Origin of the sequence: Bradyrhizobium sp. CIR18, from assembly GCF_014198295.1 — a bacterium.
Classification (GTDB): domain Bacteria; phylum Pseudomonadota; class Alphaproteobacteria; order Rhizobiales; family Xanthobacteraceae; genus Bradyrhizobium.
In genome coordinates, this window is record NZ_JACIHF010000010.1 from 178,816 (window position 1) to 193,560 (window position 14,745).

Annotated in this window: 13 protein-coding genes; 4 read left to right on the forward strand and 9 right to left on the reverse strand. The window is 65.2% G+C overall.

All coding sequences use genetic code 11. From position 1 onward, the window contains the following. Positions 1–205 precede the first annotated feature (205 nt). From GGD65_RS27550 to GGD65_RS27575, 6 genes are all read right to left on the reverse strand, one after another. Positions 206–685, reverse strand: a complete 480-nt coding sequence (locus tag GGD65_RS27550) for a MaoC family dehydratase (RefSeq protein ID WP_092252682.1) — start codon at positions 683–685, stop codon at positions 206–208. Then, positions 686–2,401 (reverse strand): AMP-binding protein, encoded by a 1,716-nt coding sequence (locus tag GGD65_RS27555; protein WP_183237229.1) that lies wholly within the window; start codon positions 2,399–2,401, stop codon positions 686–688. Positions 2,402–2,529: 128 nt separating this feature from the next. Beyond that, positions 2,530–3,438 (reverse strand): 3-hydroxyisobutyrate dehydrogenase, encoded by a 909-nt coding sequence (gene mmsB / locus GGD65_RS27560; protein ID WP_312017733.1) that lies wholly within the window; start codon positions 3,436–3,438, stop codon positions 2,530–2,532. Between the two features lie 6 nt (positions 3,439–3,444). Further along, on the reverse strand, positions 3,445–4,512 hold the full coding sequence (locus GGD65_RS27565; protein ID WP_183237231.1) for an enoyl-CoA hydratase/isomerase family protein: 1,068 nt from the start codon (positions 4,510–4,512) through the stop codon (positions 3,445–3,447). Next, positions 4,509–5,654: an isobutyryl-CoA dehydrogenase gene (locus GGD65_RS27570; RefSeq protein ID WP_183237232.1), complete on the reverse strand. Its 1,146-nt coding sequence runs from the start codon at positions 5,652–5,654 to the stop codon at positions 4,509–4,511. Before GGD65_RS27570 ends, GGD65_RS27565 begins: the two co-directional genes overlap by 4 nt. 22 nt (positions 5,655–5,676) lie before the next feature. Further along, positions 5,677–7,173 carry a CoA-acylating methylmalonate-semialdehyde dehydrogenase gene (locus GGD65_RS27575; RefSeq protein ID WP_018319880.1) on the reverse strand — a complete coding sequence of 499 codons (1,497 nt, stop codon included), beginning with the start codon at positions 7,171–7,173 and terminating at the stop codon, positions 5,677–5,679. A gap of 102 nt (positions 7,174–7,275) precedes the next feature. On the opposite strand from GGD65_RS27575, the gene GGD65_RS27580 reads away from it, so the two are divergent. Then, positions 7,276–8,184, forward strand: coding sequence for a LysR family transcriptional regulator (locus GGD65_RS27580; RefSeq protein ID WP_092252671.1), 909 nt, complete (start codon positions 7,276–7,278; stop codon positions 8,182–8,184). A gap of 110 nt (positions 8,185–8,294) precedes the next feature. Here GGD65_RS27580 and GGD65_RS27585 read toward each other — a convergent pair whose 3' ends face one another. Next, the gene (locus GGD65_RS27585; RefSeq protein ID WP_183237233.1) at positions 8,295–8,912 is read right to left on the reverse strand and encodes a TetR/AcrR family transcriptional regulator; all 618 of its coding nucleotides are present in this window, start codon (positions 8,910–8,912) and stop codon (positions 8,295–8,297) included. Positions 8,913–8,976: 64 nt separating this feature from the next. Beyond that, on the reverse strand, positions 8,977–9,510 hold the full coding sequence (locus GGD65_RS27590) for a PaaI family thioesterase (RefSeq protein ID WP_018319877.1): 534 nt from the start codon (positions 9,508–9,510) through the stop codon (positions 8,977–8,979). Positions 9,511–9,664: 154 nt separating this feature from the next. Between GGD65_RS27590 and GGD65_RS27595 the strand changes: the two genes are divergently transcribed. The 3 genes from GGD65_RS27595 (at position 9,665) to GGD65_RS27605 (ending at position 13,361) form a co-directional block, all read left to right on the forward strand. Beyond that, positions 9,665–10,435 (forward strand): enoyl-CoA hydratase, encoded by a 771-nt coding sequence (locus GGD65_RS27595; RefSeq protein ID WP_183237234.1) that lies wholly within the window; start codon positions 9,665–9,667, stop codon positions 10,433–10,435. Positions 10,436–10,755: 320 nt separating this feature from the next. Further along, positions 10,756–11,952: an acetyl-CoA C-acyltransferase gene (locus GGD65_RS27600; protein ID WP_018319875.1), complete on the forward strand. Its 1,197-nt coding sequence runs from the start codon at positions 10,756–10,758 to the stop codon at positions 11,950–11,952. 113 nt (positions 11,953–12,065) lie between these two features. Further along, the gene (locus tag GGD65_RS27605; protein ID WP_092252663.1) at positions 12,066–13,361 is read left to right on the forward strand and encodes an MFS transporter; all 1,296 of its coding nucleotides are present in this window, start codon (positions 12,066–12,068) and stop codon (positions 13,359–13,361) included. Here the strand turns inward: GGD65_RS27605 and GGD65_RS27610 are convergent. After that, complete coding sequence (locus GGD65_RS27610; protein ID WP_183237296.1) at positions 13,358–14,704, reverse strand: carbohydrate porin; 1,347 nt, start codon at positions 14,702–14,704, stop codon at positions 13,358–13,360. The two genes, GGD65_RS27605 and GGD65_RS27610, sit on opposite strands and share 4 nt — an antisense overlap. Between the last annotated feature and the right edge of the window lie 41 nt (positions 14,705–14,745).

The following is a 14,745-nucleotide window of genomic DNA, read 5'->3' on the forward strand; positions in this document are numbered from 1 at the left end:
CCTTCTCCCCTTGTGGGAGAAGGTGGCGCGCAGCGCCGGATGAGGGGTCTCTCTCGACATATGCGCTCGCGGAGAGAGACCCCTCACCCGCCTCGCGTTCCGCGAGGCACCCTCTCCCACAAGGGGAGAGGGTAAAACCCCGCTCTGGGTTGCCTTTTTGAGCAGCGATGGCTGGCCGGGTCAAGCCCGGCAACGACGGCGGAGTCTACGCGAAATAGATCAGACCCAGCCACTCCGCGACCAGCGCCGGCTTGTCCTCGCCCTCGATCTCCACGGTGACATTGGTGCGGGACTGCAATTCATTGGCCTTACGGAGCTTGGCTTCGGCCAGCACGAAACGGCCGCGAACGCGCTTGCCCGAGCGGACCGGCGAGATGAAGCGCAGCTTGTCGAAGCCATAATTGACGCCCATCGTGGTCCCCGCGATCACGGGCATCACCTCATAGGACATGATCGACAGCAGCGACATCGTCAGGAAGCCGTGCGCGATGGTGGTGCCGAACGCGGTCTCCTTCTTGGCACGTTCAGGGTCGACGTGGATGAACTGGTGATCCTCGATCACATCGGCATAGGTGTCGATGCGCGGCTGATCGATCAGGTGCCACGACGACACGCCGATCTCCTTGCCGACCATGGCCTGATAGGCTTCCAAGGAAATCGGCGGCTTCTTCCAGACTTCGTTCACTTAGGTCTCACTCCGTGTTTTCGGCAGTTCCGGAAAATCCTCCTCACGGAATTCCCGGCCGCGCAGCGGATCGTTGCGATCATCGTCCCGCTCCAGCCTGCGTAGCTGCACCCGGCGGATTTTGCCAGAGATCGTCTTCGGCAGCTCGGTGACGATTTCGAGGCGACGGATTCGCTTGAACGGGGCGAGCCGCGTGTGCAGGTGCTGGAAGATCGACAGCGCGGTCTCCGGCGTCCGCTCCGCGCCCGAGGTCAGCAGGACGAACGCCTTGGGGACCGCGAGCCGGATCGGGTCCGGGCTCGGCACCACCGCGGCTTCGGCCACCAGCTCGTGCTCGAGCAGAACGCTCTCCAGCTCGAACGGGCTGATTCGGTAGTCCGACGACTTGAACACGTCGTCGGAGCGACCGACAAAGGTAAGATAGCCCTCGTCGTCTTCGAACACGACATCGCCGCTGCGATAGAGCTCGCCTTCGGCACCGGCTAGCTTGCCGTCGTCGCTCTGATAACCCTGCATCAGGCCGGCGGGCCGCTCGGCGCCGAGCACCAGCGTGACCTCGCCTTCCTTCGCCTTGTTGCCGTCGGCATCGCTGATCTGCACGCGATAGCCAGGCAGCGGCCGGCCCATCGAGCCGATCTTGATGTTCTGGCCCGGCGAGTTGCCGGCGAGCGCCGTGGTTTCGGTCTGGCCGTATCCGTCACGGATGGTGAGACCCCAGGCCGCCCGCACCTGGTCGATCACTTCAGGATTGAGCGGCTCGCCGGCGCCGCAGACCTCGCGCAAGCTCACCTTGAAGGACGCCAGGTCCTCCTGGATGAACAGGCGCCACACCGTCGGCGGCGCGCACAGCGTGGTGACGCCGCAGCGGCCGATGGTGGCAAGCAGGCTCTTGGCGTCGAAGCGCGGCTGGTTGACCACGAACACGGTGGCGCCCGCGTTCCACGGCGCGAAGAAACAGCTCCAGGCATGCTTGGCCCAGCCGGGCGAGGAGATGTTGAGATGGACGTCACCGGGCTGCAGCCCGATCCAGTACATGGTCGACAGATGCCCGACCGGATAGCTGCGCTGGCTGTGCCGGACAAGTTTTGGTTTTGCAGTGGTCCCCGAGGTGAAATAGAGCAGCATCGGGTCGTCGGCATTAGTCGGCCCATCGGCGCTAAAACTCTCCGGGGCCTTTGCGGCCTCATCATAGGAGAGCCATCCGTCGTGAGCCGTGCCGACCACGATGCGAACGATGTTCTCGGCACCAAGACTTGCGAACTTCGCGACTTGGTCCTCGGCGGCCACCACCGCCCTCGCCTTGCCGCGATCGAGGCGATCGCGCAGCTCATCCGCGGTGAGCAGTGTGGTCGCGGGGATTACGACGACGCCGAGCTTCATCGCCGCCAGCATCGTCTCCCACAGCGGAACCACATTGCCGAGCAGCAACAGGAGATGATCGCCGCGCTTCAGACCCTGCGCGCGGAGAAAGTTCGCGACCTGATTGGAGCGCTTGGAGAGCGCCGCAAAGGACAGCTTTGTCTGCCGGTCCTGCGCGGCATCGACGATCCAGAGCGCGGGCCGGTCCTTGGCTTCGGCGTCCTTCGCCAGCTCGTCGAACCAGTCGAGCGCCCAGTTGAAGGGAACCGGATCCGGCCAACGGAAGCCTTTGACCGCGGCCTCGTAATCCGTGCGGTGCTTGAGCAGAAACGCGCGCGCGTCCTGAAATGTCGTCATGTTCCGGGCCCGTCGAATTGATCTTCGAACGTAGCCCGGATGGAGCGAAGCGCAATCCGGGGCCGGCTACGCCATTGGAGGCAGCTGTCCCGGATTTCGCTTCGCTCCATCCGGGCTACGAAGCCTCGCTATTTTCCAGCGAGGCTGCGAACGTGCTTGATAATTCCGGAAAAATCCACCCCGCCTTGCCCGGCTGCGTCGAAAGACTGATAGATCTCCTGCGCATGCTTGCCGAGCGGCGTCGCCGCGCCGGCCGCCTTCGCGGCGTCCTGCGCCAGCGTCAGATCCTTCACCATCAGCGCCGAGGCGAATCCCGGCTTGTAGTCGTTGTTGGCCGGCGAGGTCGGCACCGGACCCGGCACCGGGCAATAGGTCGTCAGCGACCAGCACTGGCCCGACGAGGTCGAGGCGACGTCGAACAGCGCCTGGTGCGAGAGGCCGAGCTTCTCGCCGAGCGCGAAGGCCTCGCTCACCGCGATCATGGAAATGCCGAGGATCATGTTGTTGCAGATCTTGGCCGCCTGCCCTGCGCCGGCGCCGCCGCAATGCACGATCTTCTTGCCCATGTTCTCCAGCACGGGCTTTGCCGCCGCGAATGCGCTCTCCTCGCCGCCGCACATGAAGGTGAGCGTCGCGCCCTTGGCGCCGCCGGTGCCGCCGGAGACCGGCGCATCCACCGAGAGCACGCCGTGCTTGCCGGCGAGCGCATGCGCCTGCCGCGCACTCTCGACGTCGATGGTGGAGCTGTCGATGACCAGCGCGCCCTTGGTCATCGCGGGAAGGACTTCGTTCCAGACGCCGAGCACATGCTTGCCGGCCGGCAGCATGGTGACGACGACATCGGCGCCCTTCACCGCGCCCGCGGCGCTGTCGGCGATGCCGGCGCCGTCGGCCTTGGCCTGATTGCGCGAGGCTTCGACGAGATCGAACGCGACGACCTTGTGGCCGGCCTTGACGAGGTTGGCCGCCATCGGGCCGCCCATGTTGCCGAGACCGATGAATGCGATCGTGGCCATTGTCGTTTCCTCCGCTTCAATCGTTGATTAGTTGAACTTCAGCTCGTCGGCGCCGATCTCGGCGAGATACGGTGCAAGCATTTGCGGCGTCACATCCTCAATTCGTGGCGGCGACCAGATCGGGTTGCGGTCTTTGTCGATCACGGCCGCGCGCACGCCCTCGCGAAAATCATCGCTGCGAAACACCTCCAGCGCGGCACGGTATTCCCGCACCAGGCATTCCTCCAGGCTCGACGCGGTGCGCGCCAGTCTCAACAGTTTCAGCGTCACCACCATGCCGCGCGGCGATTTCTCGTTGAGCGTCTTCAACGTCGCCAGCGCGAATTCGGAGCCGTCCCGTTTCAGGGCAGCAAAGATATCTTCCATCCGGTCGAAGCCGAACAATGCGTCGATAGCAGGCTCTTTTGCAGCGACCGGGCCCGCACTCCCACCGGTCGCAAAACTGTTGATGATCACGGTCACCTCAGCCGCGGTCACGCCCTGACGGAGCATGGTCAGCGTCTCGCGCAGCGCCGGCCATTTGGCCGCCGGCACCACGGCGTCGGCGAATTTCGCGTGGATCGCGTCGGGCCCGTTCATGGTCTGGCCGGTCAGGCCGAAGTAAGTGCCGACCTCGCCCGGCGAGCGCGACAACAGATAGGTGCCGCCAACGTCGGGGAAGAAGCCGAGCCCGACTTCGGGCATCGCCAGCTTCGTGCGATCGGTGACGATGCGATGGCTGGCATGGGCGGAGAGTCCGACGCCGCCCCCCATCACGATGCCGTCCATGAAAGCGATATACGGCTTTGGGAATTTCTTGATCCGGGCGTTGAGGATGTATTCCTCGCGCCAGAGGATCTTGCCGAGGTCGCCGTTGACCTTCGAGCTCTCCCAGAGCGTGCGGATGTCGCCGCCGGCACAGAGGCCGCGCTCACCGGAGCCTTCCAGCACGATCACGGCAACGGCGGGATCAGCCTCGAAGCGGTCGAGCGCCTTGTCGATGTCGCGAAACATCTCCAGCGTGACGGCGTTGATGGCCTTGGGACGATTGAGCCTGATGATTCCGGCCGCGCCCTCGACGCGGGCAACGAGATCGCCCTCTTCCACTGAACTCATCGCGCGCCCTCGATCAGTTTGCGCGCCACGATGAGCCGCATGATTTCATTGGTGCCTTCGAGGATCTGATGCACACGCAAATCGCGCACGATCTTCTCAATGCCGTATTCGCTGAGGTACCCGTAGCCACCGTGAAGCTGCAGCGCATGGTTGGCGACCTCGAAGCCGACGTCGGTGCCGAAGCGTTTTGCCATCGCACACAGCATGGTGGCATCAGGGTCCTTGCGGTCCAGCGCCGCAGCGGCGCGCCACAGGAAGGTACGCGCGGCTTCCAGCTCGATCGCCATGTCGGCAAGGCGAAACTGCAGCGCCTGGAATTCGTCGAGACGCTTTCCGAACGCCTTGCGCTCCTTCATGTAGGCCCGCGCCTTGTCGAGCGCGGTCTGCGCACCACCCAGCGAGCACGCGGTGATGTTGAGGCGGCCGCCATCGAGGCCCGCCATCGCGATCTTGAAGCCGATGCCCTCCTCGCCGAGGCGATTGGTAACAGGCACGCGCGCGTTCTCGAACATCACGGCGCGGGTCGGCTGCGCGTTCCACCCCATCTTGCGCTCATTGGCGCCGAAGGAGACGCCCGGCGTCTTGCCGTCGATGACGAGGGTCGAGATGCCGCCCGGGCCATCGCCGCCGGTGCGCACCATCGCGACCAGGAGATCGGTGCCGCCGGCGCCGGAGATGAACTGCTTCTGGCCGTTGAGAACGTAATGATCGCCATCGCGCACGGCGCGCGTACGCAGCGCCGCGGCATCCGAGCCCGCGCCCGGCTCGGTCAGGCAGTAGCTGGCGATCAGCTCCATGGTGCAGAGTTTTGGCAGCCATGTGTGGCGCTGGGTGTCGCTGCCGAAGGCATCGATCATCCAGCTCGCCATGTTGTGGATCGAGATGAAGGCGGAGGTGGTCGGACAGCCCGTCGCCAGCGCCTCGAAGATCAGCGCCGCGTCGAACCGTGTCATCGCGGATCCCCCGACATCCTCGCGGATGTAGATGCCGCCCATGCCCAGCGTCGCGGCCTCGCGCATCACGTCGACGGGGAAATGCTTCTCCTCGTCCCAGCGCAGCGCGTGCGGCGCGATCTTCTCCGCCGCAAACGCCAACGCCATGTCGCGAACCGCGATCTGATCCTCGTTCAGAGCGAACTGCATATGAGCCTCGCTCTCAAGGGGATCACTTCATCAGCGGGATCGAGAACTCCGCGCCTTCCTTGACGCCGGACGGCCAGCGCGAGGTCACCGTCTTGGTCTTGGTGTAGAAGCGGACCGAGTCCGGACCGTGCTGGTTGAGATCGCCAAAACCCGACTTCTTCCAGCCACCAAAGGTGTAATAGGCGATCGGCACCGGGATCGGCACGTTGATGCCGACCATGCCGACATTGACCTTGGCCGCGAAGTCGCGGGCGGCGTCGCCGTCGCGGGTGAAGATCGCAACGCCGTTGCCGTAGTCGTGATCCGAAGGCAGCGCCAGCGCCTCCTTGTAGTCGTGCGCACGCACGACCGAGAGCACGGGGCCGAAGATCTCTTCCTTGTAGATCCGCATGTCCTTGGTGACGTTGTCGAACAGCGAGCCGCCGAGATAAAAGCCGTTCTCGTAGCCCTGCATCTTGAAGCCGCGGCCATCGACTGCGAGCGTCGCGCCTTCCTTGATGCCGATGTCGATGTAGCCCTTGACCTTCTCGACCGCCTCACGCGTGACCAGCGGGCCGTAATCGGCGGACGGATCGATCGAGGTGCCGATCTTGAGGCTCTCGACCCGCGGGATCAGCTTTTCCATGAGACGGTCGGCGGTGGACTTGCCGACGGGGACCGCGACCGAGACGGCCATGCAGCGCTCGCCCGCCGAGCCATAGCCCGCACCGATCAGGGCGTCGACCGCCTGGTCCATGTCGGCATCCGGCATGATGATGGCGTGGTTCTTGGCGCCGCCAAAGCACTGGCAGCGCTTGCCGGTTTGGGCGGCACGCTCGTAGATGTACTGCGCGATCGGCGTGGAGCCGACGAAGCCGACGGCTTTGATATCGGGATCGTCCAGGATGGCGTCGACTGCCTCCTTGTCGCCGTTGACGACGTTGAGGATGCCGGCCGGCAGGCCTGCCTCGATCATGAGCTCGGCGAGCAGCATCGGCACGCCGGGATCGCGCTCGGAGGGCTTGAGGATGAAGGCGTTGCCGCAGGCGATCGCGGGCGCGAACTTCCACATCGGGATCATTGCCGGGAAGTTGAACGGCGTGATGCCGGCGACGACACCGAGTGCCTGGCGCATCGAATAGATGTCGATGCCGGGGCCGGCGCCTTCGGTGTATTCGCCCTTCATCAGATGCGGGATGCCGCACGCGAACTCGGCGACCTCGAGGCCGCGCTGGATATCGCCTTTCGCATCGGGAACGGTCTTGCCGTGCTCGCGGGCCAGCAGCTCGGCCAGCTTGTCGTAGTCGCGCTGCACCAGCTCGACGAATCTCATCATGACGCGGGCGCGGCGCTGCGGGTTGGTCGCAGCCCATTCGGGCTGTGCCGCGCGGGCGTTCTCGACGGCGGCGCGGACCTCCGCCTTGGACGCCAGCGCCACCTTGGCCTGGACGTCACCGGTCATCGGCTCGAAAACGTCGGCGGTGCGGCCAGAGGTGCCCTTTACTTCCTTGCCACCGATGAAATGTCCGACTGAACGCATGGAATGATCTCCTTGAGGCCGAGCTTGAACGCTTTGACAAATCCTATCGACCTGCATTTTATAGGATTCAAGTCTGAGATAATGCACCATAGATGTGCGAAAATGCTGGATCAAGGCGCTATCGATTGGGACGACTTTCGCTTCGTGCTGGCCATCGTGCGGGGCGGCTCGGTCTCGGCTGCGGCAAAACAGCTCGGAGTGGACCATGCCACGGTGATCCGCCGCGTCGACCGGCTGGAAAAGCACCTGTCGGCCAAGCTGTTCGACCGGCGCAAGACCGGCTACCTCCTCACCGAGGCCGGCCAGCGCGTCGCCGACAGCGCGGAAGCGATGGAATCGACCATCGTCGCCAACCAGGAGCAGGTCGGCGGCTCCGTGGCGCGTCTGACGGGGACGGTGCGGATCGGCGCGCCCGACGGGTTCGGCACGGCCTTCCTGGCACCGCGGCTGGCCCCCTTCGCCGACCGGTATCCCGATCTCGATCTGCAACTTGTGGCCACCGCGCGGCTGTTCAGTCTCTCCAAGCGCGAGGCCGACATCGCCATCAGCCTGACGATGCCGAAGGAAGGCCGCATCGTCGGCCGCAAGCTGCTCGACTACCGCCTCGGCCTCTACGCCGCACCTGGCTATCTCGACCGCTTCCCCGCGATCACCTCGCGGCAGGATCTGCCGCAGCACCGCTTCGTCGGCTACATCGAAGAGCTCTTGTTCACGCCGGAACTCGATTATCTGCCGCAGGTGTCGCCACGGATCTCCGCGCGCTTCCGCAGCGCCAATCTGATCGCGCAGCTCAACGCCACGCTCTCTGGCTTCGGCATCGCAGTGCTGCCGCACTTCATGGCGAGCGATTATCCGCAACTCGTGCCGGTGCTGCCCGAGGAGATCTCGATCACGCGGACGTTCTGGATGCTGATGCACGCCGACAGCAAGGATCTGGCGCGGATCAGAGCGGTGGCGGACTACATCGGCGAGATCGTCGAGCGCGAACGGGCGCTGTTTGCGGGGCGGTAGCGACGGTCCCGTAGGGTGGGCAAAGGCGCAAAGCGCCGTGCCCACCATCTCTCTTCGATAGCGACGAAGTCGTGGGGACGCTTCGCTTTGCCCACCCTACGGCACCTCGCCTAGGTCTTCGCCTTCTTCACCGCCGCCGCCTTCGGCTCGCGCTTCGTGCCCTCCAGCGCACTGTCCCGGCCTACCTTCAACACCTCGTCGGACAGCTCGCTCGACCCGGCAATGCGGGCCAGCAGCATGGTGCCGGCCATCGTCGCCAGCGTCGCGACCGCCTGCTTGCGCGCGGCCTTGCGCGGCATGTTCGGAATGTTGTCCGCCAGCTGATCGATCATCTCGTCGAGCTTGCCGGCAAATGCCTTTCGCGCCTTCGGGCTCTCGCGGGCGATCTCGGCACCGAGAGCGGGAATCGAGCAGCCATGGCCGGGATTGTCGCGATGCAGCGCCGACAGGTAGGCCTCCGCGATTATCGCCAGCCGCTTGTCCGGCGAAACCTCGTCGGTGATCTTGCGCCAGTGCTCCATCGAGCGGTCCATCGCATAACCGAACGCCTCGATCACCAGCGCCTCGCGGGAATCGAAATGCGCGTAGAAGCCGCCATGGGTCAGGCCCGCCTCCTTCATGAGGTCGGCGACGCCGATGCCATGGGCGCCCTTTTCGCGCAGCCGCACGGAGGCCTTCCTCACGATGCGGTCGTGGGTTTCCTGCTTGTGTTCCCGGGAGTAGCGCATGCGGTTCTCATTGAATGTCGAGGGTCATCTCATAACACGCAAATGACGAAAAGGGTGCATTAATTCATGTTAAGTTGCTTCCGATCATGGAAAACGTTGCAGTTGCGTGCACCGCAAGGGCGCCCTTGCCGTCCCGGACGAAGCCTTCGGTGTAGCTCGTCTGCCGCCCCAGCTTGATCACCCTGCCTTCGGCCGAGATCAGGCCCGAGCGAACCGAGAGCGGACGCAGGAAGGTCATTTTCAGGTCGAGCGTCACGGAACTCTGCCCGGCTTCCAACCGGGTCGAGATCGCGCATCCCATCGCGGTATCGAGCAGCGCAGCTGCGGTCGCGCCGTGGATCAGTCCGATGGTGTTTTCGAGATCCTCGCGCGGCTCCAGTTCCATGACGATCCGACCCGGCTCGACCACCCCCACATTGAAGCCGATCAGTTTTGCAAAAGGCGGCGGCGGCAGCCGGCCGTCGCGAATGCCCAGCATGGCGTCCATGCCCGACAGGCCCATCGCGACTTTCGCGACCGGCGCCGGCACCTGCCAGTCCACCACGCGCTCGCGCCGCTGCGCGGGCGAAAACAGTTCGAGTTGGTCGGCTTCAGTCATGGGATCCCTTTTGTATGATATATGTCATACTATGCGACGGACTTCGCACTTGCAACTCGCCCCCACCCCCGCTTGACAACAAGGACGTTTCGGCCCGGAAGTGGCACCGACCCGCGCGCCTCGCGCCGGTCCACGAAACCTTCGAGATGCCACGATGGAAATGCTCAACCACCACTGCGGCGTGACGCGCGATACGCGCGGGGTCGTTCATGTCGCGATCTGCAACGCCGGCCCGCTCAATATTCTCGGCTCGCCGGTGACCGACGCCCTGCGCGAAGGCCTGCAGCGGCTTGCATCCGACCGCAGCATCCGCGTCGTGGTGCTGCGCGGCCAGAGCGAGAAGAGCATGATCGGCGGCGCCGACATCAAGGAGATGGCCAAGCTCGAGCAGAAATCGGCGGAGGCTTTCATCAGCCGCCTGCGCGATCTCTGCGAAGCGGTGCGCCAATTCCCGGCACCGGTGATCGCCCGCATGCCCGGCTGGTGCCTCGGCGGCGGCCTCGAAGTGGCGGCCGCCTGCGATTTCCGAATTGCCGCGCATGATGCGCATTTCGGCATGCCGGAGGTACGCGTCGGCATCCCCTCGGTGATCCACGCAGCGCTCTTGCCGCGCCTGATCGGCTGGGCCCGGGCGCGCTGGCTGGTGATGACGGCGGAGAACATCGACGCGCCGACGGCGCTCGCCTGGGGGCTGGTCGACAAGGTGGCACTTGAGGGCGGACTGGATGCCGAGATCGAGCATCTCGTGAACGCACTGCTCGCATGCGGCCCCGAGGCACTGCGGTCGCAGAAGGCGCTGCTTCGGCAATGGGAGGAGCTGCCGCTAACGGAGTCGGTGAATTTGAGCGTGAAGGTGTTCGGCGAGTCGTTCCTCACGGACGAGCCGACGCGGCTGATGCAGGCGTTCGTCAACAGGAAGCGGTAGGCGCGCTGTGATGGGTTAGACTCTCTCCATTTTAAAGGCGTCATGCCCCGGCTTTGACCGGGGCATCCAGTACGCCGCAGCCTCTCGGCTCAATCATAGCCGCCTCTGGAATACTGGATCGCCCGGTCAAGCCGGGCGATGACAGCGGTGTGTGTGGAACGACCAAGCTTCATCCCCACCCGGCCCAGCCTCCCTGCCCGTCTCACACGACCAAATCTCATGCGAACCGCAAGATTTTCTCATCCCTGTCGCGGTTGCATTTTTTGCGGCGCATCATATGATGATCATAATCCTACACATCATCGCCAGGGAGTCCCATCATGGCCGAAGCCGCCGATCCCGTCGTCATCGTCTCCGCCGCCCGCACCCCGCTCGGCCGCTTCATGGGCGAGCTCTCGCCTCTTCCCGCGCACAAGCTCGGGTCACACGTGATCGGCGCGGCGCTGGAGCGCGCAAGACTCGCGCCCGAGAAAGTCGACGAGGTCTTCATGGGCTGCGTGCTGCCGGCCGGACAGGGCCAGGCACCCGCGCGGCAGGCGGCGCGCGCGGCCGGGCTGCCCGACGCCACCGGCGCGACCACGGTCAACAAGGTCTGCGGTTCCGGCATGAAGGCAACCATGCTGGCGCACGACATCATTCGCGCCGGCTCGGCCGACATCGTCGTCTCCGGCGGCATGGAGAGCATGAGCAACGCGCCCTATCTCCTCGCCAAGGCGCGCGGCGGCTACCGCGTCGGCCACGACCGCATCATCGACCACATGATGATGGATGGCCTTGAGGACGCCTACGAAACCGGCCGTTCCATGGGCGATTTCGGCGAGGCCACCGCGGAGACGTACCAGTTCACCCGCAAGGACCAGGACGCCTATGCGATGGAGACGCTGAGCCGCGCCCGCAAGGCGGTCGAGGGCGGCGCGTTCAAGGCTGAGATTGCGCCGATCACGCTCGCGGAAAAGGCCGGTCCCCGCATCGTCGCCAATGATGAGCATCCGCTGAAGGTCGATCCGGCCAAGATCCCGGGCCTGAAGCCGGCGTTCCGCGCCAACGGCACCATCACGCCGGCCGCCTCCTCCGCCAATGCTGACGGCGCCGCGGCGCTGGTGCTGGCGAAGCGCTCGCTCGCCGATCGGGGCGGCCTTCCCGTTCTCGCGGAGATCAAGGGCCACGCCACCCACAGCCAGGAGCCGCAATGGTTCACCACGGCGCCGATCCCCGCGATCCGCAAGCTGCTCGACAAGGTCGGCTGGGCTGCCTCCGACGTCGATCTGTTCGAGATCAACGAGGCCTTTGCCGTGGTGGCGATGGCGGCGCAGCGTGACCTCGGCATTCCCCGCGACAAGCTGAACATCAATGGCGGCGCCTGCGCGCTCGGGCATCCCATTGGCGCCACCGGCGCGCGGCTGATCGTGACCCTGCTGCATGCGCTCGAGGCGAACAACCTCAAGCGCGGTATCGCTGCGCTCTGCATCGGTGGAGGCGAAGCCACGGCGATCGCGGTGGAGCGGCTGGCGCGCTGACGCGCGGGTGTCCGAAATAGAGGGAAGTCTGTCATTTCAGACTTCCCTTCCCCGTGCCAGACTGGAACCATGACGCGAGTCCCACCGGGCTCGCCAAACCACATTGAGGCCCAATGATCTCGAACTGGCTCGCGGCAGCATTGTCCCGCCGCAACATTCATTACGGCTGGGTGATGGTAGGCGTAACCTTCCTCGCTGCGCTGATCAGCGCCGGCACGGTCGGCGCGCCCGGGGTGTTCATCGTTCCGCTTCAAAAGGAGTTCGGCTGGAGCACGGCGCAGATCTCCTCCGCACTGTCGATCCGTTTCATCCTGTTCGGACTGATGGCGCCATTCGCGGCCGCCCTGCTCAACCGCTACGGCCTGCGCAACGTCACGCTGGCGGCACAGCTCATCGTTGTCTCGGCGCTCGTGCTCTCGCTCGGCATGACCGAGGTCTGGCAGCTCGTCGCGCTGTGGGGCGTGGTGATCGGCATCGGCACCGGCATGACCGCGCTGGTGCTCGGAGCAACCATTGCCACGCGCTGGTTCGCGGCACGGCGCGGCCTCGTCGTCGGCATCATGACCGCGAGCGTCGCCACCGGCCAGCTCGTGTTCCTGCCGCTGCTCGCAAGCCTCACCGAACGCTATGGCTGGCGGCTCGCGCTCGGCTTCGTCTGCATCATGCTCGCCGTCTCCGCGCTGGCCGTCCTGCTCGCGATGCGCGACCGGCCGAGCGATGTCGGTCTGCGTCCGTTCGGCGATGAGGGCACCGAGCCCCTGCCCGCCCCGCCCGTGAGCCACGGCTCGATCACGGGCGTGGCGCTCGGCACGCTGCGCGACGCCTCGAAGTCGACTGCATTCTGGATCCTGTTTGCGACCTTCTTCGTCTGCGGCGCCTCGACCAATGGCCTCGTCCAGGTGCACTTGATCCCGATGTGCCTCGATTTCGGCATCCCGCAAGTGCAGGCCGCGAGCCTGCTTGCGGCCATGGGCATCTTCGACTTCTTCGGCACCATCATGTCGGGCTGGCTGTCGGACCGCTATGACAATCGCTATCTCCTGTTCTGGTATTACGGCCTGCGCGGGCTCTCGCTGATCTTCCTGCCCTTCAGCGATTTCTCGTTCTACGGCCTGTCGATCTTCGCGATGTTCTACGGTCTCGACTGGATCGCGACCGTGCCGCCGACGGTGCGCCTCACCGCGCAAAAGTTCGGCCCCGAGCGCGCCAATCTGGTGTTCGGCTGGATCTTTGCAGGCCACCAGCTCGGCGCCGGGACCGCCGCCTTCGGCGCTGGTCTCTCGCGGACGGTCTATGAGAGCTACCTCCCCGCGTTCTTCATCGCCGGCGCGCTCTGCGTGTTCGCCTCGCTGATCGTGCTGGCGCTGTCGCGGCAGCCGAAACTACAGCCGGCGGCGGCCTCGGCCTAGTACCGGAGCGTGGAGGTGACGCCGAACACCGCGGCGTCACCGATCCGCGAAACGCCGCTGGGATCGTTCGGGTTCTGAATTCCGCCCGAGGGGCGGAACACATATTGGAAATATGGCGCGATCAGCCAGCCCGGCTTGACGTGCGCCTCGTAGATCATCTCGATCAGCGTCTCGTTGCTGCGCACCGGACTGCGGATGCCGGTGACGGCCTGCGTATCGACGTCGAGATTGCGCGCGGTGTTCGAGATCCGCATGTAGGCCATCGCCACGCCGAAGCGGTCGAGCGGACGGGCCGGCGTGAAGCCGACGAAGCCGATACCGCCGTCCATATAGAGATCGATCAGATTGCGATCCGGCGGGCTGTAGGCGATGCGGCCGAACGCGGTGATGCCGGGGAGCGAGGCCGACATGCTGGTCTCGGTGACCTCGGGCGGGCGATAGAGCACCTGTTCGATCACGGCGAAGATGCCGTAATTGCCTTTGAGCCTTGCAGGAATACCGCTGCCGCCGGCATCGGCGATCGACATCCCCTCCGCCGTCAAGCGCTGGCTGTCGAACGAGCCGTAATGCTTCCACGCGCCCGGCGTGAAATTGCCGGCGAGCGGGCGGCCGCCGATATCGATGGCGTAGTTGAAGCGGACCTGCCCGATCACCCACGGCGGATCGTTGATGCGAAATGCCAGGCCATGATGGTCGCGCAGTTGCGGATCGACATCGCCGGGCCCTGACGGATCGCCGTTGAACACCGCACCATAAGCGGTGATCTTGTCGGTCAGCGCGGCCTTGATGCGAATGCCGGGCACCGCGATCGGCGGCGCCGGGCCGCCGGCCGGAAGGTTGCTGGCCTTGATCGCCGGCCAGCCGAAGGTGCCGTTGACGAAGAGGTCGTCGGTCTGGCTGTCGAAGAACTCGACATCGGCGGCCTGCTGGCCGGCCCGGATGTTCAGGCGGTCATTGAAAAAGCTCTGCTCGAAATAGGCATTGTAGAGCCGCTGGTCCGGCAGCGCCTCGATCTCGCTGATGGTGGCGAGGTTCATCACGTAGTTGCGGGAAAGGCCCTGGCCGTAGATGATGAAGGCATTGGCGTAAAAGCGGCCACCGGTCCAGCCGACCAGCTTGTCGAGGTCGGCATCGACCGACAGATCGAGCCGGCCGAAATGGATGGCGCCGCGCTTCACGCCGCCGGCGGCATTGGCGATATTGTCTGCGATATAGGTGGCGCCGAAATTCAGGCCCTTGCCGGCAAGGCCGTCATGCCACGCGTTGAACCATTTGGGAAACAGCCATGCGGCCGCGCTCTCGTCCTTGGCGCCGGCGCGCGCGCTCGTCGCCGTGCAGGCCATCGCAATCGCGGCCGCTACGGATATTTGGGTCGCCCAACTCA